General features: G+C 41.7%; 21 protein-coding genes. 4 read left to right on the top strand and 17 right to left on the bottom strand.

Annotation, left to right across the window (positions count from 1 at the left end; translation table 11 throughout):
• Positions 1 to 36 precede the first annotated feature (36 nt).
• From AC27JR_RS13900 to AC27JR_RS13885, 4 genes are all read right to left on the bottom strand, one after another.
• A complete protein-coding gene (locus AC27JR_RS13900) occupies positions 37 to 732 on the bottom strand; it encodes an aspartate/glutamate racemase family protein (protein ID WP_487173930.1) in 696 nt (231 codons plus the stop codon).
• A 559-nt stretch (positions 733 to 1,291) separates the two neighbouring features.
• Complete coding sequence (gene metH, locus AC27JR_RS13895) at positions 1,292 to 3,922, bottom strand: methionine synthase (protein WP_487173929.1); 2,631 nt, start codon at positions 3,920 to 3,922, stop codon at positions 1,292 to 1,294.
• A 10-nt stretch (positions 3,923 to 3,932) separates the two neighbouring features.
• The gene (locus AC27JR_RS13890) at positions 3,933 to 5,003 is read right to left on the bottom strand and encodes a homocysteine S-methyltransferase family protein (RefSeq protein ID WP_487173928.1); all 1,071 of its coding nucleotides are present in this window, start codon (positions 5,001 to 5,003) and stop codon (positions 3,933 to 3,935) included.
• Positions 4,993 to 5,940: a homoserine O-succinyltransferase gene (locus tag AC27JR_RS13885; protein ID WP_008111930.1), complete on the bottom strand. Its 948-nt coding sequence runs from the start codon at positions 5,938 to 5,940 to the stop codon at positions 4,993 to 4,995. The genes AC27JR_RS13890 and AC27JR_RS13885 overlap by 11 nt, the downstream gene beginning before the upstream one ends.
• A 225-nt stretch (positions 5,941 to 6,165) precedes the next feature.
• On the opposite strand from AC27JR_RS13885, the gene ettA reads away from it, so the two are divergent.
• The 4 genes from ettA to AC27JR_RS13865 all read left to right on the top strand — a co-directional run bounded on the left by ettA (position 6,166) and on the right by AC27JR_RS13865 (position 10,035).
• On the top strand, positions 6,166 to 7,839 hold the full coding sequence (gene ettA, locus AC27JR_RS13880) for an energy-dependent translational throttle protein EttA (RefSeq protein ID WP_372862179.1): 1,674 nt from the start codon (positions 6,166 to 6,168) through the stop codon (positions 7,837 to 7,839).
• Between the two features lie 138 nt (positions 7,840 to 7,977).
• Positions 7,978 to 8,340: a PilZ domain-containing protein gene (locus tag AC27JR_RS13875; protein WP_487173927.1), complete on the top strand. Its 363-nt coding sequence runs from the start codon at positions 7,978 to 7,980 to the stop codon at positions 8,338 to 8,340.
• A 57-nt stretch (positions 8,341 to 8,397) separates the two neighbouring features.
• Positions 8,398 to 9,306 (top strand): histone deacetylase family protein, encoded by a 909-nt coding sequence (locus tag AC27JR_RS13870; protein WP_487173926.1) that lies wholly within the window; start codon positions 8,398 to 8,400, stop codon positions 9,304 to 9,306.
• Positions 9,307 to 9,366: 60 nt separating this feature from the next.
• A complete protein-coding gene (locus AC27JR_RS13865; RefSeq protein WP_008465482.1) occupies positions 9,367 to 10,035 on the top strand; it encodes a hypothetical protein in 669 nt (222 codons plus the stop codon).
• A gap of 78 nt (positions 10,036 to 10,113) precedes the next feature.
• Here AC27JR_RS13865 and cyoE read toward each other — a convergent pair whose 3' ends face one another.
• The 13 genes from cyoE to AC27JR_RS13800 form a co-directional block, all read right to left on the bottom strand.
• Positions 10,114 to 10,998 (bottom strand): heme o synthase, encoded by an 885-nt coding sequence (gene cyoE, locus AC27JR_RS13860; RefSeq protein ID WP_008111919.1) that lies wholly within the window; start codon positions 10,996 to 10,998, stop codon positions 10,114 to 10,116.
• Between the two features lie 9 nt (positions 10,999 to 11,007).
• A complete protein-coding gene (gene cyoD / locus AC27JR_RS13855; RefSeq protein ID WP_008111918.1) occupies positions 11,008 to 11,364 on the bottom strand; it encodes a cytochrome o ubiquinol oxidase subunit IV in 357 nt (118 codons plus the stop codon).
• Positions 11,364 to 11,996 carry a cytochrome o ubiquinol oxidase subunit III gene (gene cyoC / locus AC27JR_RS13850; RefSeq protein ID WP_008111916.1) on the bottom strand — a complete coding sequence of 211 codons (633 nt, stop codon included), beginning with the start codon at positions 11,994 to 11,996 and terminating at the stop codon, positions 11,364 to 11,366. The genes cyoD and cyoC overlap by 1 nt, the downstream gene beginning before the upstream one ends.
• On the bottom strand, positions 11,993 to 13,981 hold the full coding sequence (cyoB, locus tag AC27JR_RS13845; protein WP_008111914.1) for a cytochrome o ubiquinol oxidase subunit I: 1,989 nt from the start codon (positions 13,979 to 13,981) through the stop codon (positions 11,993 to 11,995). Before cyoB ends, cyoC begins: the two co-directional genes overlap by 4 nt.
• A gap of 2 nt (positions 13,982 to 13,983) precedes the next feature.
• Positions 13,984 to 14,937 (bottom strand): ubiquinol oxidase subunit II, encoded by a 954-nt coding sequence (gene cyoA, locus AC27JR_RS13840; protein ID WP_487173925.1) that lies wholly within the window; start codon positions 14,935 to 14,937, stop codon positions 13,984 to 13,986.
• A 329-nt stretch (positions 14,938 to 15,266) separates the two neighbouring features.
• Positions 15,267 to 15,695 carry a hypothetical protein gene (locus tag AC27JR_RS13835; RefSeq protein ID WP_010391099.1) on the bottom strand — a complete coding sequence of 143 codons (429 nt, stop codon included), beginning with the start codon at positions 15,693 to 15,695 and terminating at the stop codon, positions 15,267 to 15,269.
• A gap of 326 nt (positions 15,696 to 16,021) precedes the next feature.
• Entirely contained in the window at positions 16,022 to 16,234 is a 213-nt protein-coding gene (gene nqrM, locus AC27JR_RS13830) for a (Na+)-NQR maturation NqrM (RefSeq protein ID WP_010391098.1), read from the bottom strand.
• Between the two features lie 97 nt (positions 16,235 to 16,331).
• Positions 16,332 to 17,354 carry an FAD:protein FMN transferase gene (locus AC27JR_RS13825; RefSeq protein ID WP_054202029.1) on the bottom strand — a complete coding sequence of 341 codons (1,023 nt, stop codon included), beginning with the start codon at positions 17,352 to 17,354 and terminating at the stop codon, positions 16,332 to 16,334.
• Positions 17,355 to 17,453: 99 nt separating this feature from the next.
• Positions 17,454 to 18,677, bottom strand: a complete 1,224-nt coding sequence (gene nqrF / locus AC27JR_RS13820) for an NADH:ubiquinone reductase (Na(+)-transporting) subunit F (protein WP_008111899.1) — start codon at positions 18,675 to 18,677, stop codon at positions 17,454 to 17,456.
• A 17-nt stretch (positions 18,678 to 18,694) separates the two neighbouring features.
• Positions 18,695 to 19,303 carry an NADH:ubiquinone reductase (Na(+)-transporting) subunit E gene (nqrE, locus tag AC27JR_RS13815; protein ID WP_006791490.1) on the bottom strand — a complete coding sequence of 203 codons (609 nt, stop codon included), beginning with the start codon at positions 19,301 to 19,303 and terminating at the stop codon, positions 18,695 to 18,697.
• Positions 19,304 to 19,313: 10 nt separating this feature from the next.
• Positions 19,314 to 19,946 carry an NADH:ubiquinone reductase (Na(+)-transporting) subunit D gene (locus AC27JR_RS13810; protein ID WP_006791491.1) on the bottom strand — a complete coding sequence of 211 codons (633 nt, stop codon included), beginning with the start codon at positions 19,944 to 19,946 and terminating at the stop codon, positions 19,314 to 19,316.
• Positions 19,946 to 20,695 (bottom strand): Na(+)-translocating NADH-quinone reductase subunit C, encoded by a 750-nt coding sequence (locus tag AC27JR_RS13805; protein WP_487173924.1) that lies wholly within the window; start codon positions 20,693 to 20,695, stop codon positions 19,946 to 19,948. The genes AC27JR_RS13810 and AC27JR_RS13805 overlap by 1 nt, the downstream gene beginning before the upstream one ends.
• On the bottom strand, positions 20,688 to 21,893 hold the full coding sequence (locus AC27JR_RS13800; protein ID WP_008111893.1) for an NADH:ubiquinone reductase (Na(+)-transporting) subunit B: 1,206 nt from the start codon (positions 21,891 to 21,893) through the stop codon (positions 20,688 to 20,690). Before AC27JR_RS13800 ends, AC27JR_RS13805 begins: the two co-directional genes overlap by 8 nt.

The following is a 21,893-nucleotide window of genomic DNA, read 5'->3' as shown; positions in this document are numbered from 1 at the left end:
GCCAATTGGCGGTTTTTTTTGTTATCTCAAGCTTAACTATTTTGCCAGCGCTAGTTTTACTGCTGCTTCGGCATGTATTTTGGTGGTATCGTAAAGTGGAACCTGTGTATGTTGTGGCTTTACCAACAAAGCGATTTCAGTACAACCTAAAATGATGGCCTGCGCGCCTTGTGCAAATAAGCGCTCTATAATACGTATATAATCAGCTCGCGAATCGTCATCAATAACCCCTTGGCATAACTGCGAATAAATAACCTCGTGCACTCGCTTTCGCTCATTAGGCTCAGGTATTAATACCTCAATGTTATGCTTATCGATTAAACGCTCTTTGTAAAAGTTTTGCTCCATTGTAAATTGCGTTCCCAACAACCCTACTCGCGTAATGTTATCGTGCTTTAGTTGCTCGGCGGTAGCATCGGCGATGTGCAAAATAGGAATGGTAATATTACTAGCAATCTCATCGGCCACTTTATGCATAGTGTTGGTACAAATAAGTAAAAAGTCGGCACCACCAGCCTCTACTGATTTAGCCGCCTCGGTGAGTAACTTAGCTGTTTGTTGCCAATCACCCTGATGCTGCAGCGTTTCAATCTCTGCAAAATCAACACTCACCATACAAATTTTGGCACTATGCAGCCCACCTAATACATTTTTAACACCGTGGTTTAGCGCTTTATAATAGCTGGAGGTTGACTCCCAGCTCATGCCACCAAGCATGCCAATTGTTTTCATAAAATTGCCTTGTTAAAGAGTGGTTAAGAGCAAGCAAAATGCTACACAATTGTTCGATATAACAATAAACTAAAAATAGTTGTAAAGTATTATGAAGCAAACCTTCTGACTCATTATGTTCTATTCTGCCTTACTGTTTTGTTAACTATCGGATGTTAAATTAACGATGAGCTTTTCGAATACGCTATTTAGTGGGAAATAAATTACCAAATAAATAGCGAGGAAAAGTAACAACTCAATATAAAAAGATAAGTTTTTTAGGCTTATTATTGAATCAGTTAAATAGCTGCTAACAAACGATGTAATGAATGCAGATAAAAATATAACGACTAAGTTTGAAGTTTTTTTCTTCATGTAAATCCTTTTAAAAAAGCTGATAGCTTAACCAGTGCCATTATTGTAGTTAGCTCCCCCTTAAAACGGGAGTTTATACATTAATTAATAATTCCACTAAACAAACTATTTGCAAACAAACACGTTCCTAAAGTAGAGAAACGAGCCTAACTTGGCTCGTTTCTCTTTTACTGATAGCTGACAGCTAAAAACTGACCGCTGCGCTTTACTCCGGCTCATACCCCAAGTTGGGCGATAACCACCTTTCGGCTTCTGCGAGCGTCATACTCGTTCGCTTGGCGTAGTCTTCTACCTGATCCTTCTGTACTGCTGCTACGGCGTAGTATTTAGCTTGTGGGTGTGAGAAGTACCAACCTGATACCGCGGCACCTGGCCACATGGCGTATGAGCTGGTGAGCTGCATACCAATGCGTTTTTCGGTATCGAGTAGTTGCCAAATTTTCTTTTTCTCGGTGTGCTCGGGGCACGCTGGGTAACCCGGTGCTGGGCGAATACCTTGGTAATTTTCGCGTATTAGCTCATCGTTACCTAGGTTTTCATCAGGTGCATATCCCCAATACTCTTTACGCACTTGTTCGTGCAGGTATTCAGCAAAGGCTTCGGCGAGCCTATCAGCAACCGCTTTTACCATTATTTTATTGTAGTCGTCTTGCTTGGCATCGAACGCGTCAGCAAGATCGTCTTCTTCTAAGCCACCTGTTACCGCAAACGCACCAAAGTAATCAGGCGTGCCTTTTGGCGCAATGTAATCAGCTAAACAGTAATTAGCAAAGTCGGTTTTTTCGGTTTGTTGGCGTAAATGACATGAGGTAGTTAATAGCTCTTTTCGCGTTTCGTCGGTGTAAATTTCTATATCATCGCCCACACGGTTTGCTGGGAATAAACCAATAACACCTAATGGTTGCAAAGTGCCTAACTTTTCAAGCTCATCGAGCATATCGTTGGCGTCTTTAAACAAGCTTTGTGCTTGTTCGCCCACTACTTCGTCGGTCATTATGCGCGGATATTTACCGGCGATTGACCAGGTCATAAAGTACGGCGTCCAGTCTATGTATTTGCGTAAAGTCGCGATTGATACATTTTTAAACTCAGTCACGCCCAGCTTTTTAGGCACTGGTGGCGTGTAGTTATCCCAATCGAGTTTTGCAGCATTATCGCGGGCGCGCTGTATGGTAACTGGTTTTGAGCGCGGCTTTTTGCGTGCTTGTTGTTCGCGTACTTTGTCGTACTCGGCGCTGGTTTTAGCTAAAAACTCTGCTTTATGCTCTTTTGATAATAAATTAGACACCACACCCACGGCGCGGCTGGCGTTATTTACATACACCACGCCTTTGTCGTACTGCGGCTCTATTTTAACTGCGGTATGCGCTTTTGAGGTGGTTGCCCCACCAATCATGAGTGGTAGCTCAAGGCCACGACGTTTCATTTCTTTGGCAACGTGTACCATTTCATCAAGCGATGGGGTAATTAAGCCCGAAAGGCCTATAATATCGGCTTTTTCGTCAATCGCGGTTTGCAGTATTTTATCTGCTGGCACCATTACGCCAAGGTCGATTACTTCGTAGTTATTACATTGTAGTACTACGCCAACAATGTTTTTACCTATGTCATGCACGTCACCTTTTACGGTAGCCATAACAATTTTACCGTTGGTCGCGCCCTCTTCTTTTTCGGCTTCAATGAATGGGTCAAGGTAGGCCACTGCTCGCTTCATCACACGAGCCGATTTAACCACTTGCGGTAAAAACATTTTACCGGCGCCAAATAAATCTCCTACCACGTTCATGCCATCCATGAGTGGCCCTTCAATGACGTGAATAGGTTTATCGGCGCCGGCGCGGCATTCTTCTGTATCTTCATCTATAAAGGTGGTTATACCTTTTACAAGGGCATGCTCTAGGCGTTTTTCAACCGGCCAAGTGCGCCATTCTAAATCTTCTACCCGCTCAGCTTGTGCCATGCCTGAATATTTAGGCGCAAGTTCAACAAGGCGCTCGCCAGCACCTGGGTCGGTATTAAGAATTACGTCTTCTACGGCTTTGCGAAGTTCCTCGGGGATGTCGTCGTAAACCGCAAGCTGCCCTGCGTTTACTATGCCCATATCCATACCCGCTTTTATAGCATGATATAAAAATACCGAGTGAATCGCTTCACGTACTGGGTTATTACCTCTAAACGAAAACGATACGTTTGACACCCCACCCGATACTTTACAATGGGGTAAATTTTGCTTAATACGGCGGGTGCCTTCAATAAATTCTACGGCGTAGTTGTCGTGCTCTTCTATGCCGGTGGCAACGGCAAATATGTTGGGGTCGAATATAATGTCTTCTGGCGGAAAGCCAATTTCGTCGACCAAAATACGGTAGCTGCGCTCACAAATTTCAAACTTACGATCGGCAGTATCGGCTTGACCTTCGGTATCAAACGCCATTACAACAGCGGCGGCGCCAAAGCGTTTTATAATTTTAGCTTGGCGAATAAACGGCTCTTCACCCTCTTTAAGTGAAATGGAGTTAACAATGGCCTTGCCTTGAATACACTTTAAGCCTGCTTCTATAACTTCCCACTTTGAGGAGTCGACCATTATAGGTACTTTAGAAATATCAGGCTCTGAGGCAATTAAGTTTAAAAACTTAACCATGGCCGCTTTTGAGTCCAGCATGGCTTCGTCCATGTTGATATCAATAACTTGGGCGCCATTTTCTACTTGTTCGCGGGCCACATTAAGGGCGGTTTCGTAGTCTTCTTCCATGATCAAACGTTTAAACATGGCCGAGCCAGTCACGTTAGTACGCTCGCCGACATTGGTAAATACTGCAATTTGTTGGGTCATTGGCGGCTCCTTAATTTAAGTTACAGGCTTCTAGGCCTGACAGACGCATGCGCACTTCAAGCTCTGGTAATTTTCGTGGTGCTGCGCCTTCAAGCCCTTTGGCAAAGGCACGAATGTGCGCAGGCGTAGTGCCGCAGCAACCGCCAACAATATTAATAAAGCCCGATTTACCCCAATCTATGATCTCTTTTGCCATATCGTCTGCTTCTAAGTCGTATTCTCCAAATTCATTGGGTAAGCCCGCGTTAGGATGAACAGAGACAAAGGTTTCGCACACACGTGATAGCTCTTCAACGTATTGGCGCAGTAAATCTGGCCCAAGGGCGCAATTTAAGCCAATTGAAAGCGGCTTAATGTGACGAATAGAGTTATAAAATGCTTCGGTGGTTTGCCCTGAAAGCGTGCGGCCTGAGGCGTCGGTGATAGTGCCTGATATCATCACTGGTAATGTACGCCCTGCTTGTTCAAACGCTTCTTCTACCGCGAATGAGGCGGCTTTTGCATTAAGCGTGTCGAATATGGTTTCGATTAAAATAATATCTACACCGCCCTCCATAAGCGCCAGGGTTGACTCGACATACGCAGTCACTAACTTATCAAAGGTGATATTACGATAGCCGGGGTCGTTTACATCCGGCGATAACGAACACGTTTTAGATGTTGGCCCTAAAACACCCGCTACATAGCGCGGTTTTTCTGGGATTTTAGCGCTAAATTCATCACATACAGCACGGGCTAACTTAGCTGACTCTAAATTAACTTCACGGCTTATACTCGCCATGTCGTAATCTTCCATCGAAATAGTGGTCGAGTTAAAGGTGTTAGTTTCGATAATATCGGCACCGGCGGCTAAAAAACTGCGGTGTATATCAGTAATAATTTCAGGCTTGGTTAGGCTTAATAAATCGTTATTACCTTTAATAAGCACGTGCCAATCTTTAAAACGTTCACCCCGGTAATCTTGCTCTTCAAGCTTATGCGCTTGGATCATGGTTCCCATTGCACCATCTAAAATTAAAATGCGCTGTTTGAGCGCAGTGCTCAGCTGTTCATGCTTATTGTTTTGAGAATTATTCGGCATAGTTGTTAGTCCTTACGTCTTGGCTAACTAAGTTAATATCATAGGGTGTGGTTTGGTAAACGTAATAATTTAACCAGTTTGAAAACAGTAAAAACGCGTGGCTTTGCCATGTTTTAGACGGTTGTTTGCTGGCATCGTCATCAGGAAAATAGTTTTCGGGCTTTGGCGCATCGGGGCTTTTTTGTAAATCGCGCTCATATTCGGCTTTTAAACTGTCGGCATCGTATTCGGGGTGGCCGGTAATAAACACTTGGCTGCCCGATTTATTTTTAAGTAAATACGCCCCTACTCGTTCAGAGCCCGCTAATACCACCAGCTCTTCACAGGCGTTTATTTTATTAATATCTATGTGGCCATAGCGTGAGTGGGGTACTAAAAAGGTATCGTCAAAGCCGCGGGTAAGTGCACCATGGGCAAAGTAGCATTGGTGGGTAAACACCCCGCAGAGTTTATTGTCTTTTAAATCGCGCTTTAAATTATAACGGTGGTATAAGGCCGCGTGGGCAGCCCAGCACGAAAACAAGGTAGAAGTTACATGTTGCTCGGCCCAATCAATAATTACTTTGAGCTCTTCCCAATACGCTACTTCTTCATACTCTAAATGTGCGAGCGGTGCACCGGTAATTAACAGTGCATCGTAGTTGTTGTTTTTTACTTCTGAGAAATAACGATAAAAAGTATCTAAGTGTTGCTCAGAGTTGCTACTACTGCGGTGCGTATCAAGGCGCAATAGCTCAACATTTACTTGCAGCGGAGAGTTAGCCAACAAGCGAATAAACTGTACTTCGGTTTCTACTTTATTAGGCATAAGATTAAGAATAGCCAAACGCATAGGGCGTATTTCTTGGGTTTTTGCACGCGTTTTTGGCATTACAAACACGTTTTCATGACGTAAACGTGCAATAGCTGGCAATTCGTCTTCTACTGTAATTGGCATTCTTAAAGCTCCTGCTCATAAAAACCGAGAGTTAATACGCTCTCATTATGAACAGAATGCCAAAAATATCAACCTCTAGATGTATAGATGTCTAAATGAAATTTATTCACGCGGTTTGTATAAATTGAATATGTACTTTAAAACAGTGGCATTCGTTGACTGTTTCACCTGTGAGCCACTACAATACAGCATTGAAATTTTTATTATTATTTGAAGGCTTCTTCCATGGTTTTACCTGATAAGTTTATATTCTCGATGAGTCGAGTATCTAAGGTTGTGCCACCAAAACGCACTATCTTAAAAGATATTTCGTTGCATTTTTTCCCAGGCGCAAAAATTGGTGTGCTAGGTTTAAATGGTTCTGGTAAATCATCACTACTTCGCATTATGGCGGGTGTTGATGAAGAGTTTGAAGGTGAAGCTCGCCCTCAACCAGGCACTAAAATTGGTTACTTACCGCAAGAGCCTGTTTTAGACGAAAGCAAAACAGTTCGTGAAATTGTTGAAGAAGCTGTAGGTGAAGTAAAACATGCCCTTAACCGCCTTGACGAAGTGTATAACGAATACGCAATGGAAGGTGCTGACTTTGACGCACTGGCTAAAGAGCAAGGTGAATTAGAAGCGGTTATTCAAGCCCACGATGGTCATAATATCGATAACGTATTAGAGCGTGCTGCCGATGCACTTCGTTTACCTGAGTGGGATGCTAAAATTGAGCACCTATCGGGTGGTGAGCGCCGTCGTGTTGCTATTTGTCGTTTGTTACTTGAAAAACCAGACATGCTGATTCTCGATGAACCAACTAACCACTTAGATGCTGAGTCGGTTGCCTGGTTAGAGCGCTTCTTACATGACTACGAAGGCACTGTTGTGGCAGTAACGCATGACCGTTACTTCCTTGATAATGTTGCTGGCTGGATTTTAGAGCTTGACCGTGGTGAAGGTATTCCGTGGGAAGGTAACTACTCGTCTTGGCTTGAGCAAAAAGATGCCCGCTTACAACAAGAGCAAAAATCTGAAAAAGCACGTCAAAAGTCGATTGCACAAGAACTTGAATGGGTGCGCTCAAACCCTAAAGGTCGTCAAGCTAAGTCAAAAGCACGTATGGCGCAGTTTAGCGAACTACAACAGTCTGATTACCAAAAACGTAACGAAACCAACGAATTGTTTATTCCACCTGGCCCACGTTTAGGTGACCAAGTATTAGAAGTAAACAACTTACGTAAAAGCTTTGGCGACCGTGTTTTAATTGATGACTTAAGCTTTAGCATGCCTAAGGGCGCTATTGTGGGTATTATTGGTGCCAATGGTGCAGGTAAATCAACGCTATTCAAAATGTTAAGCGGTGAAGAACAGCCAGATAGCGGTAATATCAGCATTGGTGAAACAGTAGAACTGGCAACCGTTGATCAGTTCCGTGGCAACATGGACGAAAGCAAAACGGTATTCCAAGAAATCTCTGACGGCCAAGATGTACTAAAAATTGGTAACTTTGAGTTCCCAAGCCGTGCTTACGTTAGCCGCTTTAACTTTAAAGGCAACGATCAGCAAAAGTTTGTTAAAGACTTATCTGGTGGTGAGCGCAACCGTTTACATCTAGCTAAGCTGTTAAAAGCAGGCGGCAACGTGGTGCTTCTGGATGAGCCAACCAATGACTTGGATGTTGAAACATTACGTGCCCTTGAGAATGCTATTTTAGAATTCCCTGGTTGTGTAATGTGTATCTCGCATGACCGTTGGTTCCTTGACCGTATTGCTACACACATTTTAGATTACCGCGACGAAGGTCAAATTAACTTCTTTGATGGTAACTACACTGAATACGAAGAGTGGCTTAAAAAGACATTAGGCGCAGAAGCTGCACAACCTAAGCGTATTAAGTATAAAAGAATTGGCTAACAGCCACAGTTAATAAGTTGAAAGCCCTGCATTTAATGTGGGGTTTTTTTATACTTATATTATTTGTACTTTAAGCAAATTGGCGTGTTGGGCATTACCAGCTATGCTTATTATAAATAACAGCTTTATAAGATTATTATGCAAAACCGTCGGCAATTTTCTCGTATTATGTTCTCTACAGCAGCACAATTAGACTTGGCTAGCAGCCAGTATGAATGCACTCTATTAGATATCTCTTTACATGGTGCGCTTATTACTAAAAGTGATGCATTTACTGGGAACAAAAATGACGAAGCAGTACTGCGCTTTACATTGCCGCAAAGCGATATTGAAATAAAAATGCCGGTGGTTATTCGTCATATAGAAGAAAACCATATTGGTCTTAAATGCCATAGTATTGATATAGATAGCATTACTCACCTAAAACGCTTGATTGAGCTAAACCTTGCTGATGAAACATTACTACATAGGGAGCTTGAAACGCTTATTCACCAAACATAAATAGACGCACTGCGTGAAGTTGATTACCATAACCAAAAATAATTAAACGACGCAGATATGAGTTTAAACCCCAATCTACCTTTAGTTTATCATCCTAACTACTCGTTTAGTTTTGATCCCAAGCATCGCTTTGTAATGAGTAAATTTGCTCAGCTACACCAGCATGTTAAAACCCTTGGACTTGCTGGCAGTAATATCATAGAACCACCACATGGTAGTGTAGAAGAGCTAGAAATAGTACATTGTGAAAACTACATTCACGATTTATGGCATAACCGCCTAGATGAAAGAGCCATGCGCCGTATTGGCCTGCCTTGGTCACAAGCACTAATGAACCGCACATTTACCGCTCCGCTGGGAACACTGCAAACCGCACGTTTAGCGCTTAAAAATGGGCTTGCGTGCCATTTAGCGGGCGGCACTCACCATGCCCACAGTGATTTTGGCTCGGGTTTTTGTATGGTGAACGATTTAGCTTTTACTGCACAAACGTTAATTCAAAATCGTGAAGTGACCAACGTACTGATTTTTGATTTAGATGTTCACCAAGGCGATGGCACCGCAGCTATGCTGGCTCATCAACCTTATGCGTTTACCTGTTCAATACACTGCGAGAAAAACTTCCCGTTTAGAAAGTCCCCTAGCGATTTAGATATTGGTTTAGCCAATAATATGCAAGATGCTGAATACTTAGGCATTGTTGACGATACGCTGCAATTTTTATTAAACGAGCTTAACCCAGATCTGGTTTTGTATGATGCTGGCGTTGATATTTGGCAAGAGGATGGCTTAGGTAAACTGGATATTAGTTGGCAAGGGATAGAAAAGCGCGATCACTTAGTACTTAAACGCTGCCTTGCAAATAATACCCCTGTTGCCACTGTAATTGGTGGAGGCTATGACAGAGATCATCAGCGCCTTGCAAAACGCCATGGCATTGTTATAGAACAAGCGGCCAGTTTTTAAATAAAAAATAAATATATAAACTAAGCTATACTTTAAGCTTATAAATTAATTGAGGTTATTATGCGGTTATTCACTTTTATATTATTGTTTATCTGTTTAGTTTTACCGATAAGCGCTCTGGCTGAAGACCCACCTGAGCTTCCGCCATTAGATCCCAAATATGAAGCAGAGCATGCCATGGTACTGGTTAACCATGGTTCAAGTGTCTACGCCATTAATATTCCAAGCTATGAGCTTCCTTATAATATGCACGTTATGTACAAAGTGGATGTATCGGATATTCCGTTTTTAGATCTAGTACGTGATGCTGAGTTAATCACAGTAAAACCAAAGCCGTTTAATATTCAACGCTTAATGCGAGGCGAAGAAGTCGCGATTACCGCCGATGTATACCTTGGTGATTACAAGCAAGGGGGTAGCTTAGTTTACAGTGATAAACTGATAGAGCTCAGCGAGCAAATGTTTACGCGTGAGCTAACCGATTTAAATCCAGCCTCAAAATGGCAGCAGTACGATATGGTTACGCTAAAAAACAATAACCGTATTTATATTCATCAAATAACCCAACCGCCCAGCTTTCATCATATTATGTTTGTTGATTTAAATGGCGCCTGCTTACAAAAGTTCCGTACCTCAACCGAAGTGCCTTCTGCTGGTGAACTCAATTATAAGTTTATAAATTGTGGCACATTAAAACCCATGTATTACGATGCAGAAAAATTAAAATAAATCGAAAAAAGGCTCCTCGCAATGCTCAGAGCCTTTGGTTAACTTTGGGAATTAACTCGGTTCATTGATCAGATAAGATCAGTTTAGCGCCACTAATTGTGGCGCAATTGTTTGATAATCTACCGCCATGGCAATGCTCAAAGCGGTAATATTAATAATTGAAAACGCAAACACTTGGCGTGCCCAACGGGTGGTGTCTATGTTGTAGCGATACCCTCTAAGTGCCATGAGTAACCACCAAAAACTGGTAATACAGGCAACGGCCATAAAGGCAGCACCGGTATAACCACTAATTGGCAATAACATCACCACTAAAGCATATACCGCAATATAAAGCACAATATGGCGCTTAGCTTTATTAACACCTTGCGCCACGGGCAATACTGGAATATTAGCGGCTTGGTAATCCTTAAAGCGAAAAATAGCAATCGCATATGAATGCGGCATTTGCCACAAACTAAACATCACCAGCAATATTAATGCGCCCATATCGAACACCCCCGTAACAGCGCAATAGCCAACAACAGGTGGAACTGCGCCCGACAAACTACCAATAAAGGTGCCGTAAACAGAGTTACGTTTCATGTAGAGGCTGTAAACCCCTACATAAATGACATAGCCAAAGGCGGCAAAAAATACCGCCGCTTGAGTGGTAAAGGCGATTAATAAGCCAAAGCCAATTAACCCTAATAACACGCCATGGCTTAAAGCGGCTTTTGCAGACATTTCGCCCGTTACAGTCACACGTGAGCGAGTACGCGCCATGGCAACATCAATGTCTCTATCAATAACATTGTTTATGGCACATCCCGATGCAACAACAAGCGATAAACCAACCAAGGTAACCAACATTAACCATGGGTCTATATCACCGCGGGCGGCGAGTAAAAAACCACCGGCAACGCTGATCAAATTCCCCATAATAATACCTGGCTTAGTAACAGCTAAATAACGACGAAACATCTGAAACCTCTAGTACATCATCATTGCGTTTGATTCATAAATGATCCAAACAGACAGTCCAACCACCATGACGATGATCAACGCGCTAAACAAGAAGGTAAAGGTATTTGCTTTACCTTCATCAGTGGTGAAATTAAGGTGTAAAAAGTATTTTAAATGCACCCAAATTTGCACGATTGCTAAAGTAACGATACTCCAGAGTGTGGTGACCTTTGAAAAGTCGCCCTCCATCACCATCCAAAATGGAATGGCCGTTAAAATCACTGATAAGACAAAGCCAATCAGGTATGTTTTAACACTACCATGTGATTGATCATGATGTTGGCTTTGCATTTGCTCTAAAGCATGTGTTTCGCTATGGCTCATTACATTGCCCCCATTAAATAAACAACGGTAAATACACAAATCCACACAATATCTAAAAAGTGCCAAAATAAGCTTAAGCAACTTAAGCGCGTGACGGTTTGTTTACCTAAACCTCGCTTAATCACCTCAATCATCATTATGCTCATCCAGATAAGGCCTGCAGTTACATGTAAACCATGCAAGCCCACTAATGAGAAAAACGATGTTAAAAAAGCACTTTGCTGTGGGCCATTGCCATGAACAATTAAATGATGAAACTCATAAATTTCCATACCAATAAACACCGCGCCTAAACAAAAAGTGACCGCGAGCCAACCAAGCGTCAGCGCCTTTTTTTGCCCTTGAGCGGCAATCATGGCAAAACCAAAAGTAATACTACTTATAAGTAGCGCCGCAGTTTCAACGGCAACAAAATCAAGCTCAAAAATATCTTTGCCCGATACACCGCCTGCGGTGTTCATATAAAGCACTGCGTAGGTTGCAAAAAATGAGGCAAATAAAAGGCAATCGGTCATTAAATAAAGCCAAAAGCCAAAGATTGTATCGCCTGAGGTATCGTGATGTTCATGCGTATGACTTACGCTATGAGGCTCTAAATTTACATGGCCTTGAGTTGCAGATAACGTACTCATGCGCTTACCTCCTTCGTGTTACTGGCAATATGCGCGCCTTCAATTTGTAATATTTCATCGTTTTGCACGTAGTAATCTACATCACTGGTGTAAGCACGGTTAATAAACAGCGCAATCGCGCCAATAAAACCAAGCCCTGCTAGCCACCAAATATGCCAGATCATGGCAAAACAAAACGCCGTTAAACTCGCAGCAATAAGCACACCCGATGCGGTATTTTTTGGCATATGAATTGGGCTATAGCTAGATTTACCTTGATAAGCTAGGCCTTTTTCTTTCATATCAGTCCATGTATCAATATCATCAACATGCGGGATTTCAGCAAAGTTATAGTATTGCGGTGGTGATGACGTTGACCATTCAAGGGTGTGACCGTTCCAAGGATCGCCAGTGGTATCATCAAGCGCTTCGCGGTTTTTAAAGCTCACATAAAGCTGAATAACTTGGCAAATAATACCGAACATAATAATCACGGCACCCACTGCAGCAATATAAAGCCAGATATTCCAATCAGGATTATTAGAGTGGTTTAAGCGACGCGTCATGCCCAAAAAGCCGAGTACGTACAATGGCATAAAGGCTACGAAGAAACCGATTAACCAACACCAAAATGACGCTTTACCCCAACGCTCATCAAGCTTAAAGCCCATTGCTTTTGGAAACCAAAAAACAAACCCGGCTAAGTAGCCAAATACTGCGCCACCAATGATGGTGTTATGGAAATGAGCGATTAAAAATAAGCTGTTATGCAATACATAATCGGCACCAGGGATTGCCAGTAATACCCCCGTCATACCACCAATACTGAAGGTAACCATAAAACCAAGCGTCCACAGTACGGGAACAGTAATGCGCAAACGGCCACGGTAAATAGTAAACAGCCAACTAAATAACTTAACCCCAGTAGGTACAGCTATGACCATGGTCATCACCCCAAAGAAGGCATTTACATTAGCGCTTGAGCCCATAGTAAAGAAGTGATGTAACCATACAATAAAACCAAGAATAGAAATGGCACCGCTGGCATATACCATCGATTTATAACCAAATAAACGTTTACCAGTGAAGGTCGACACTATTTCAGAGAAGATACCAAAAGCTGGTAATACTAAAATGTATACCTCTGGGTGACCCCATGCCCAAAACAGGTTGATATACATCATGGCGTTACCGCCGGCTTCATTAGTGAAGAAGTGGAAATCTAAATAACGGTCTAGCGTTAGCATGGCCAGCACTGCGGTTAAAATTGGAAATGATGCCGCAATTAAGATATTTGCCCAGGTACATGCCCATGTGAAAATTGGCATTTTCATCAGTGTCATACCAGGGGCACGCATTTTAAATACTGTCACTAGGAAGTTAACAGCGGTTAATAGCGTACCGAGCCCCGATATTTGCAAGGCCCAAATATAATAATCGACCCCCACCCCAGGGCTAAAGGTCAACTCCGACAACGGTGGGTAAGCAACCCAGCCTGTTTTAGCAAACTCACCAAATATCAGCGATAGATTTATTAAAATGGCGCCACTAGCAGTAAACCAAAAACTTAAATTATTTAAAAATGGAAAAGCCACATCGCGAGCACCAATTTGCAGTGGTACAACAATATTCATTAAACCAATCATAAATGGCATCGCCATAAAGATGATCATAATAACGCCATGGGCGGTGAATATTTGGTCGTAATGTTCTGGCGGCAGATAACCTGGCGCGCCACTGGTAGCAAGCGCTAACTGCGCACGCATCATAATGGCATCAGAAAAACCACGAAACAGCATGATTAGCGCTAATAAAATGTACATAACGCCTAAGCGTTTATGATCAACCGAGGTGATCCAGTCGCGCCAAAGCACACCCCATTTTTTATATTTTGTTATTAGCCCAGCTATAATAAGCCCGACTATAGCAATCACCGCCATGGTAACCATGATAATAGGTTCATGAAACGGAATTGCATCTATAGATAATTTACCTAAAAACGACATGATTATTCCTCGCCCTGGCTGTGTGATGATGGCATTGTATGGGTACCCATTGCCTGATGCTCATTACTCATCTGCTGATGTTTACCCATCGAGTGGTGTTTTTTGTTCATATCGCCATGCGCCTGCATGTATTTCATCACTATGGTATGGAATAAACCTTCATCAACCTTGCCATAATAAGCGACGGGATTGTTTTCACTCGCTTTGGCAAGCTCAACATAATTGGCATGAGTAAGGCTATTAGCGTTGGTTTTAACCTGTTCAACCCACTGGTTAAAGTCAGCTTTTGTTGGTGTTGCGATGGCATTAAATTTCATACCAGTAAAACCGGCGCCACTGTAATTAGCCGAAAAGCCTTTAAACGTGCCTGGCTCATTAGCAATTAAATGCAGCTTAGTTTCCATGCCCGCCATTGAGTAAATTTGACTACCTAACTGGGGAATGAAAAACGAGTTCATGGTACTTTCTGAGGTGATTTTGTATTCAACCGGAACATTAGCAGGAAATACCAATTCGTTTACCGTAGCAATACCTTGCTCAGGGTAAATAAATAACCACTTCCAATTAAGTGACACCACTTCAACAGTTAAGTGTTCACCTTTACCCTCTATCGGTTTATAAGGGTCAAGCTCTTGAGTTGACTGCCAGGTGATCACACCTAAAATAACAACAATAACAATAGGAACCGCCCATACAACAGCCTCAATCTTATTAGAGTGAGCCCATTTTGGTGCGTAAATTTCATGGTTTTGTGTGTCTCTGTATTTCCAAGCAAAATATAAAGTCATCACAATAACGGGGATCACAACTAACAACATAAGCACAGTGGCGATGATGATCAGATTTTTCTCATCAATACCTATCTGCCCTTTTGGGTCGAGTACCCCGCCATTACAGCCTGATAAAATCAGCGCCATACTAGCTAAAGCAATATTAAAAAGGTTACGAATTAACAAGGGACTATCCTAAAACCTAAAGAGTTTTTATTAGCTGCCAAAAATATTTAGCAACGATATTTGATAAAAACCCAAGTTAATTAAGATTGAATTACAAATAATGCAGAGCGAATGCAAGCATGAAGTATTGACTACTGGCTTAATAAAAAACACCTAGCAGAACCAACCCAGCTTTTTTAAACACATTAATATAACGCAATAAAAATTAACTTGGGTGAGGTGTGGTTGGCTGAGAGTGTGTAAAAACACTAAGCTACAATGAAAGTAATCGTTATTTACAGCAAGAATAAATAATTAGATACCACAGGTGTAACCTATACCCATAAAAATTAATGGGTAAACAGACAACCTGTAAAGCTAGGTGGAGCACGACAACCATGTGCAGCTTGCACGGGTTGCTGAACTTTAGCCTCGCTAAAAGCAAAGGCTGCTTTACGGAGGATTATTCCAGCACGACGCGCTGGAAACATGTGGAACAATAGCCAACAAAGGCCAATAAGTAACTGACACGATAAGATAGGATGAGCTAAGAATTCGGCAATAGTCAGTAATAATGGCTCTATAAAAAAGCCATCACTGATCAATGCTTCAAGCCTAAAGGCATCCTCAATAGCGCCACTAAGCAACATAACGGCATTAAAAACTAATAATGTTACAGCCACACTCACGCCTCTTTTCGCTTTATTAAAGCGCTCATGCAACACTGACTTACCTAAGGTAAGCAAAGCGCTGGTATGAAACAAAGAAAATGAGTTCAAAAACATTAACCTATTAAAATGACTAATAACAAAATTTGGCATACACCGTGGCAACAAAAACAGGTTGCAGCCGTAAAGCCTTATACAGTGACATGAAATACAGTCTCAACGCATTAGCACTATTTGGCTAAGCTAGTTTTGATCCGCATCAATAGAACTTTCAAAACTTACTGAAAGTTCGGGCATGAGTATAACAAAGAGAGTTTTCTGTTCAAGATAAAAACACGATTATTTTATTGCCTGGTGATTTATTTATGGCGCTATAAATAAAAAACCTCCCGTAGTGAGCTACGAGAGGTTTTTTGTTTAAACAGAAATAAATCTATTTAAAGAATTTGGTTTTCTTTCCATACTTGCTCTTTGGCTAGACGCTTTTTGCGTTTATCACATGGATCATCGCAATCACATGCTTTATCAATACCTACAGAGCCTAAGCCTCCGCAGCTACTCGCCATCGATTTTCTTTGAACTATCATGCCTATCGCCATCGCAGCGACAATTAAAATAAGTAAGCCAAAGGTTAGAAAAAAAAGTGACATTGCTTAGCCCCTATTGTTCAGCAATAAAATGAGCTCAAATAGCGTATTTGAGCTTCGTATATTATATACCCTCATGCTAAGGATATAAACCTAAAGACTATAAATAAGGCTTAAACGCAGGACTTGAATAAGTGACTAAACCATCAGGCGATTTAGCAATTAAATACACTGGTAAATCATGCTGCTGCGCATAACGTTGTGCTTTTTCCATTCCCATAACCGTTAAAGCAGTCGCTAAACCGTCGGCCGTCATAGCGCTAGGGTGTAAAACTGTAACAGAAACTAAGTCATGCTTAATTGGCATCCCTGTCATAGGATCAATAAGGTGAGTATAGGTTTCGCCATCCATAGTATAAAAGATTCGATAATCACCTGAGGTGGCAATACCGTTATTGCCTGGTGCAAGTACACGGTGTACTTTTCGCTCACCTGGGTTTGCATCAGGTTGTTCAATTGCTATTCGCCATGCTTGATTGTCTGGTTTTGTACCAGCAATACGTAACTCCCCGCCAATCTCAACCATGTAATCTGTAATGCCTTTGCTTTGTAATAGCTCAGCCACTTTATCAATACCATATCCTTTTGCTGTAGCTGAAAACGACAACTCTAAATCAGCCATCGTTTTTGCTAAGCCTTGCTCGTTAAGGACCAGCTTATCTATACCAATGTTATTGATCATATTTGCCAGAGCTTCATTTGTTGGGCGCTTTGTTGGTTTTTTATCTGGGCCAAACCCCCATAAATCTATCAACGGCCCCATAGTCACATCTAGGGTCTTAGTTGAATTACCTATACGCATGGATTCACTAATAACTGCCCTGAAGTCATCACTGATTGGCATTACTTCGTTGGCATCTAAACGGTTAAAGGTGTTTATTTCTGACTCTTCGATATAGGTCGACATAGACTGGTTGATATCAACTAAAACCGCATCGATTTCTGCTTGTACTGCTTGAGGGTCAACTTGCTCAGCGTAAAACTTAATGTGGTAAGTTGTACCCATCGTTTTACCTTCTAAGTAGGTTTCCTCTGGGACTGATTTTCCACATCCAGATAATAGTAAAGTCAGCGTGATTATAAATAAGGCGATTATGCCCTGGGGAGTATTTACTTTGTTCATAACAACCCTACTTAATAGGTTAAAAATTAATATAAAAAAGCCTCGTCACATAAAATGCGACGAGGCTGGTATTTTAACTAAATTTAATCAGTTTGGGTATTAGCCACCGAAATCATCTAGTAAGATGTTTTCTTCTTCAACACCTAAGTCTTTAAGCATAGTGATAACAGCCGCATTCATCATTGGAGGACCACACATGTAGAACTCACAATCTTCAGGCGCTTCGTGATCTTTAAGATAGTTCTCAAATAACACGTTATGGATAAAGCCAGTGTAGCCTTCCCAGTTATCTTCTGGTTGCGGATCTGAAAGCGCAGTATGCCAAACGAAGTTTTCGTTTTGCTCAGCTAGGCCGTCAAAATCTTCAACATAGAACATTTCACGTTTAGAACGCGCACCATACCAGAAACTAATTTTACGCTTAGAGTTTAAACGCTTAAGTTGGTCAAAGATATGTGAACGCATTGGTGCCATACCTGCACCACCACCTACGAATACCATTTCAGCGTCTGTGTCTTTAGCGAAGAACTCACCAAATGGACCAGAAATAGTTACTTTATCGCCTTCTTTAAGTGACCAAATGTACGAAGACATTTTACCACATGGTAGGCTTAGGTTTCTTGGCGGCGGCGTAGCGATACGCACGTTAAGCATGATGATGCCTTCTTCTTCTGGATAGTTAGCCATTGAGTAAGCACGAATTGTTTCTTCGTCTACTTTTGACTCCAGATCGAAGAAACCAAAATGGTTCCAATCGCCACGATACTCTTCAGGAATATCGAAATCTGCATATTTAACATGGTGAGCTGGCGCTTCGATCTGGATGTAACCACCCGCACGGAACGGCACTGACTCGCCATCAGGAATTTGTAGCTTAAGTTCTTTAATGAACGTCGCTTTGTTATCGTTAGAGATAACTTCACAATCCCATTTTTTAACACCGAAAATTGACTCTTCAAGTTCAATTTCCATGTCGTTTTTAACATTAACCTGACACGCTAGGCGACAACCTTCACGTGCTTCACCTTTAGAGATGTGGTCAAGTTCAGTTGGCAGAATATCACCGCCGCCTTCTTTGATGTGTACGCGACACTGGCCACAAGAGCCACCGCCACCACATGCAGAAGATACGAAAATACCTGACTCAGATAGTGCACCTAATAGCTTACTACCTGCTGATGTTTTAATGGCTTTGTCTGCATCGCCATTAATGCCGATGATGATATCACCGCTTGCAACTAGCTTAGATTTAGCACCAATGATGATTAAAACTAGTATTACAACGATAGCGATAAAAACACCAACGCCTAAGAAAATATCCATGATTGACCTCGCTATTATTACAGTGAAATACCAGAGAATGACATAAAGCCAAGACCCATCAAGCCAACAGTGATGAAGGTAATACCTAAACCACGTAAACCATCTGGTACGTCTGAATACTTCATTTTCTCACGGATACCTGCAAGTAATGTAATTGCAAGCGCCCAACCCACACCAGCGCCAATACCATAAACAACAGACTCGCCGAAGTTATAGTTACGCTCAACCATGAAGGCTACCGCACCAAAAATTGCACAGTTAACTGTGATTAGTGGTAGGAAAATACCTAATGCGTTGTAAAGCGGTGGGAAGAACTTATCTAATGCCATTTCAAGAATTTGCACTAGTGCTGCAATAACACCAATGAAAGTTAAGAAACGTAAAAAGCTAAGATCTGCTTCTGGGTAACCAAGCCACTCTAGTGAACCCGGTGCTAATACCGCATGGTAAACCAAGTTGTTAACCGGTACTGAAATACCTAATACAACAATAACCGCTACACCTAGGCCAATTGATGTAGTTACTTTTTTAGACACGGCTAAGAAAGTACACATACCTAGGAAGAATGCTAACGCTAAGTTTTCAATAAAAACGGCTTTTACAAATAAACTAATATAATGTTCCACTTATCGCCCCTTACGCTTTAGCTTCTACTTGGTCTTTCTTATAAGTACGAAGTACCCAAATGAATAAACCAATAATGAAGAATGCACTCGGTGGTAAGATCAATAGACCCATAGGTTGGTACCAACCACCATTTTGTACTAATGGAATAATATCAACACCGAACAGTGAACCTTTACCGAATAACTCACGAATAAAGCCAACAGTAAGTAACACTACAGAGTAACCTAAGCCATTACCAATACCATCAAGGAAAGACATTAATGGCGGCGACTTCATTGCATAAGCTTCAGCACGACCCATTACGATACAGTTAGTAATGATTAGACCAACGAATACTGATAACTCTTTTGCCGTAGCGTAAGAGAAAGCTTGTAGTACTTGGTCAACCACGATTACTAATGATGCAATAATCGTCATCTGTACGATGATACGTACTGATGATGGGATATGGTTACGAATAGTCGAGATAAAAAGGCTAGAGAATGCAGTTACCAAGGTCAATGCAATTGACATGATTAATGCATTTTTTAAGCTAGACGTTACCGCTAGCGCAGAACAGATACCAAGTACTTGTAATGCGATTGGGTTGTTAGCGAAAACTGGACCAAATAGGACCGCCTTCATTTCTTTAGTATCAGCCATTAGTTCAATGCTCCTTTACGTACTTTCGCAAGGAAAGGGCCAAAGCCATTTTCGCCAGTCCAAAAATCAACTGCATGGTCAACACCGTTAGACGTTAATGTAGCACCTGAAAGACCATCGATCTTATGCTCATCACCGGCAGCAGTCCCTTTAACGATTTGGATTGGTAACTCTTTACCTTCCCACGTTGCAGTCCACTGTGGGTTTTGAATTTCACCACCTAAACCAGGTGTTTCGTTATGTTTGTAGAAAATAATGTCTTTAATAGTTTCACCATCGCTTTCAAGCGAGATAAAACCGTACATTAAACCCCATAAACCATAACCCTGAATAGGAAGGATGATTGCATCAGTAGAGCCATCGTCTTTTTTAGAGATATAAACAGGCGCACGCTTGGTAATACGTTGAATACCGGCGATGTCTTTAATACCATTCTCTTTTAAAGGATAGCCTTCTTTGGCATCATACTTTGTTTTTTCAAAGTCAAAATCTTCTACCGGTTTAGCAAACTCACCACTTTGCATATCAACAAAGCGAGTTTCGATTTTAGCATCAAACGTTTCGGCAACGTTATCAACTTTGCCAATACCAGCAGCAGCTAAGATATTGCTTTGAATATCTTTTGCTTTATTTGCTTTTTGCAGAGGGCGTAGTTGTACAGACGTTAGCGATACAATAACTGCACACACTAAACATAATGAGACAACAACAGCTAGCGTTTTGCCAATTGATTCGTTATTACTAGACATTACGTGCCAACCTCCGCTTGATATTAGCTTGCACTACAAAGTGATCGAATAAAGGTGCAAACAAGTTAGCAAATAAGATTGCTAGCATGATGCCCTCTGGGTATGCAGGGTTAACAACACGGATCATGATAACCATAAAGCCAATAAGCGCACCGTATGCTAATTTACCTTTATCAGTAAATGCAGCAGATACAGGGTCAGTTGCCATAAAGAACATACCGAATGCAAAACCACCTAATACCATATGCCAGTACCAAGGCATAGCAAACATAGCATTAGTTTCAGAACCAATAGTATTTAGTATTGATGAGGTTACTACCATACCTAGGAATACACCTAGCACGATACGCCAAGACGCGATGCGCACGTAAATTAGGAATAAACCACCAATAAGTACAGCTAGTGTAGACGTTTCGCCCATAGAACCTTGAATGAATCCGTAAAACGCATTCCACCAAAGCTCAATATCAGTCGCGTAATTTAACGTACCAGCAAACGCTTGACCAAGCATAGTCGCGCCAGAGAATGAATCTACGGCAGTCCATACTGTGTCACCTGAAATTTGTGCAGGGTATGCGAAGAATAAAAACGCACGACCAGCAAGCGCAGGGTTTAAGAAGTTACGGCCTGTACCACCAAATATTTCTTTTGCGATAACTACACCAAAAGTAATACCTAGCGCAACTTGCCATAAAGGAATCGTTGCAGGCAGAATTAATGCAAACAATACAGAAGTTACGAAGAAACCTTCATTAACTTCATGCTTACGCACAGAAGCAAATAACACTTCCCAGAAACCACCAACAATAAAGGTAGTTGCATATATAGGTAGGAAGAAACAGGCTCCGTAGAACATTTTCGCACCCCAGCCTGCATCAACGGTTAATTCACCGCCAAGTAACTGGAATAAACCTACTTGCCAAATATTCGCTAGCTCAAAGCCATTACCAAGTGCAATTGCCGCTTGATGACCAATGTTGAACATACCAAAGAACATGGCAGGGAACGTCGCCATCCACACTAAAATCATCATGCGTTTTAGGTCGATGTTATCACGAACGTGAGTTGAACCTTTATTTACATAACCTGGCGTGTAAAAAATAGTCGCAGCAGCTTCATACAGCGCGTACCATTTTTCATGCTTACCACCTGGTTCAAAATGTGGTTCGATATCTTCTAAGAAAGTTTTTAAGCCCAT

The sequence above is a fragment of the Pseudoalteromonas sp. NH0006-26 genome, assembly GCF_057552415.1.
The sequence above is the reverse complement of the archived record's forward strand: the minus strand, read 5'-3'. Positions and strand labels throughout refer to the sequence as shown.

Coding starts and splice junctions, on each gene's coding strand:
- AC27JR_RS13875 (WP_487173927.1), top strand. CDS start 7,978: ATGCAAAACCGTCGGCAATTTTCTCGTATTATGTTCTCTACAGCAGCA.
- AC27JR_RS13900 (WP_487173930.1), bottom strand. CDS start 732: ATGAAAACAATTGGCATGCTTGGTGGCATGAGCTGGGAGTCAACCTCC.
- AC27JR_RS13800 (WP_008111893.1), bottom strand. CDS start 21,893: ATGGGCTTAAAAACTTTCTTAGAAGATATCGAACCACATTTTGAACCA.
- cyoB (WP_008111914.1), bottom strand. CDS start 13,981: ATGTCGTTTTTAGGTAAATTATCTATAGATGCAATTCCGTTTCATGAA.
- nqrM (WP_010391098.1), bottom strand. CDS start 16,234: ATGTCACTTTTTTTTCTAACCTTTGGCTTACTTATTTTAATTGTCGCT.
- AC27JR_RS13810 (WP_006791491.1), bottom strand. CDS start 19,946: ATGGCTGATACTAAAGAAATGAAGGCGGTCCTATTTGGTCCAGTTTTC.
- AC27JR_RS13890 (WP_487173928.1), bottom strand. CDS start 5,003: ATGCCGAATAATTCTCAAAACAATAAGCATGAACAGCTGAGCACTGCG.
- AC27JR_RS13870 (WP_487173926.1), top strand. CDS start 8,398: ATGAGTTTAAACCCCAATCTACCTTTAGTTTATCATCCTAACTACTCG.
- AC27JR_RS13865 (WP_008465482.1), top strand. CDS start 9,367: ATGCGGTTATTCACTTTTATATTATTGTTTATCTGTTTAGTTTTACCG.
- cyoC (WP_008111916.1), bottom strand. CDS start 11,996: ATGAGTACGTTATCTGCAACTCAAGGCCATGTAAATTTAGAGCCTCAT.
- nqrF (WP_008111899.1), bottom strand. CDS start 18,677: ATGGATATTTTCTTAGGCGTTGGTGTTTTTATCGCTATCGTTGTAATA.
- cyoD (WP_008111918.1), bottom strand. CDS start 11,364: ATGAGCCATAGCGAAACACATGCTTTAGAGCAAATGCAAAGCCAACAT.
- cyoE (WP_008111919.1), bottom strand. CDS start 10,998: ATGTTTCGTCGTTATTTAGCTGTTACTAAGCCAGGTATTATTATGGGG.
- AC27JR_RS13825 (WP_054202029.1), bottom strand. CDS start 17,354: ATGAACAAAGTAAATACTCCCCAGGGCATAATCGCCTTATTTATAATC.
- AC27JR_RS13885 (WP_008111930.1), bottom strand. CDS start 5,940: ATGCCAATTACAGTAGAAGACGAATTGCCAGCTATTGCACGTTTACGT.
- ettA (WP_372862179.1), top strand. CDS start 6,166: ATGGTTTTACCTGATAAGTTTATATTCTCGATGAGTCGAGTATCTAAG.
- AC27JR_RS13805 (WP_487173924.1), bottom strand. CDS start 20,695: ATGTCTAGTAATAACGAATCAATTGGCAAAACGCTAGCTGTTGTTGTC.
- metH (WP_487173929.1), bottom strand. CDS start 3,922: ATGACCCAACAAATTGCAGTATTTACCAATGTCGGCGAGCGTACTAAC.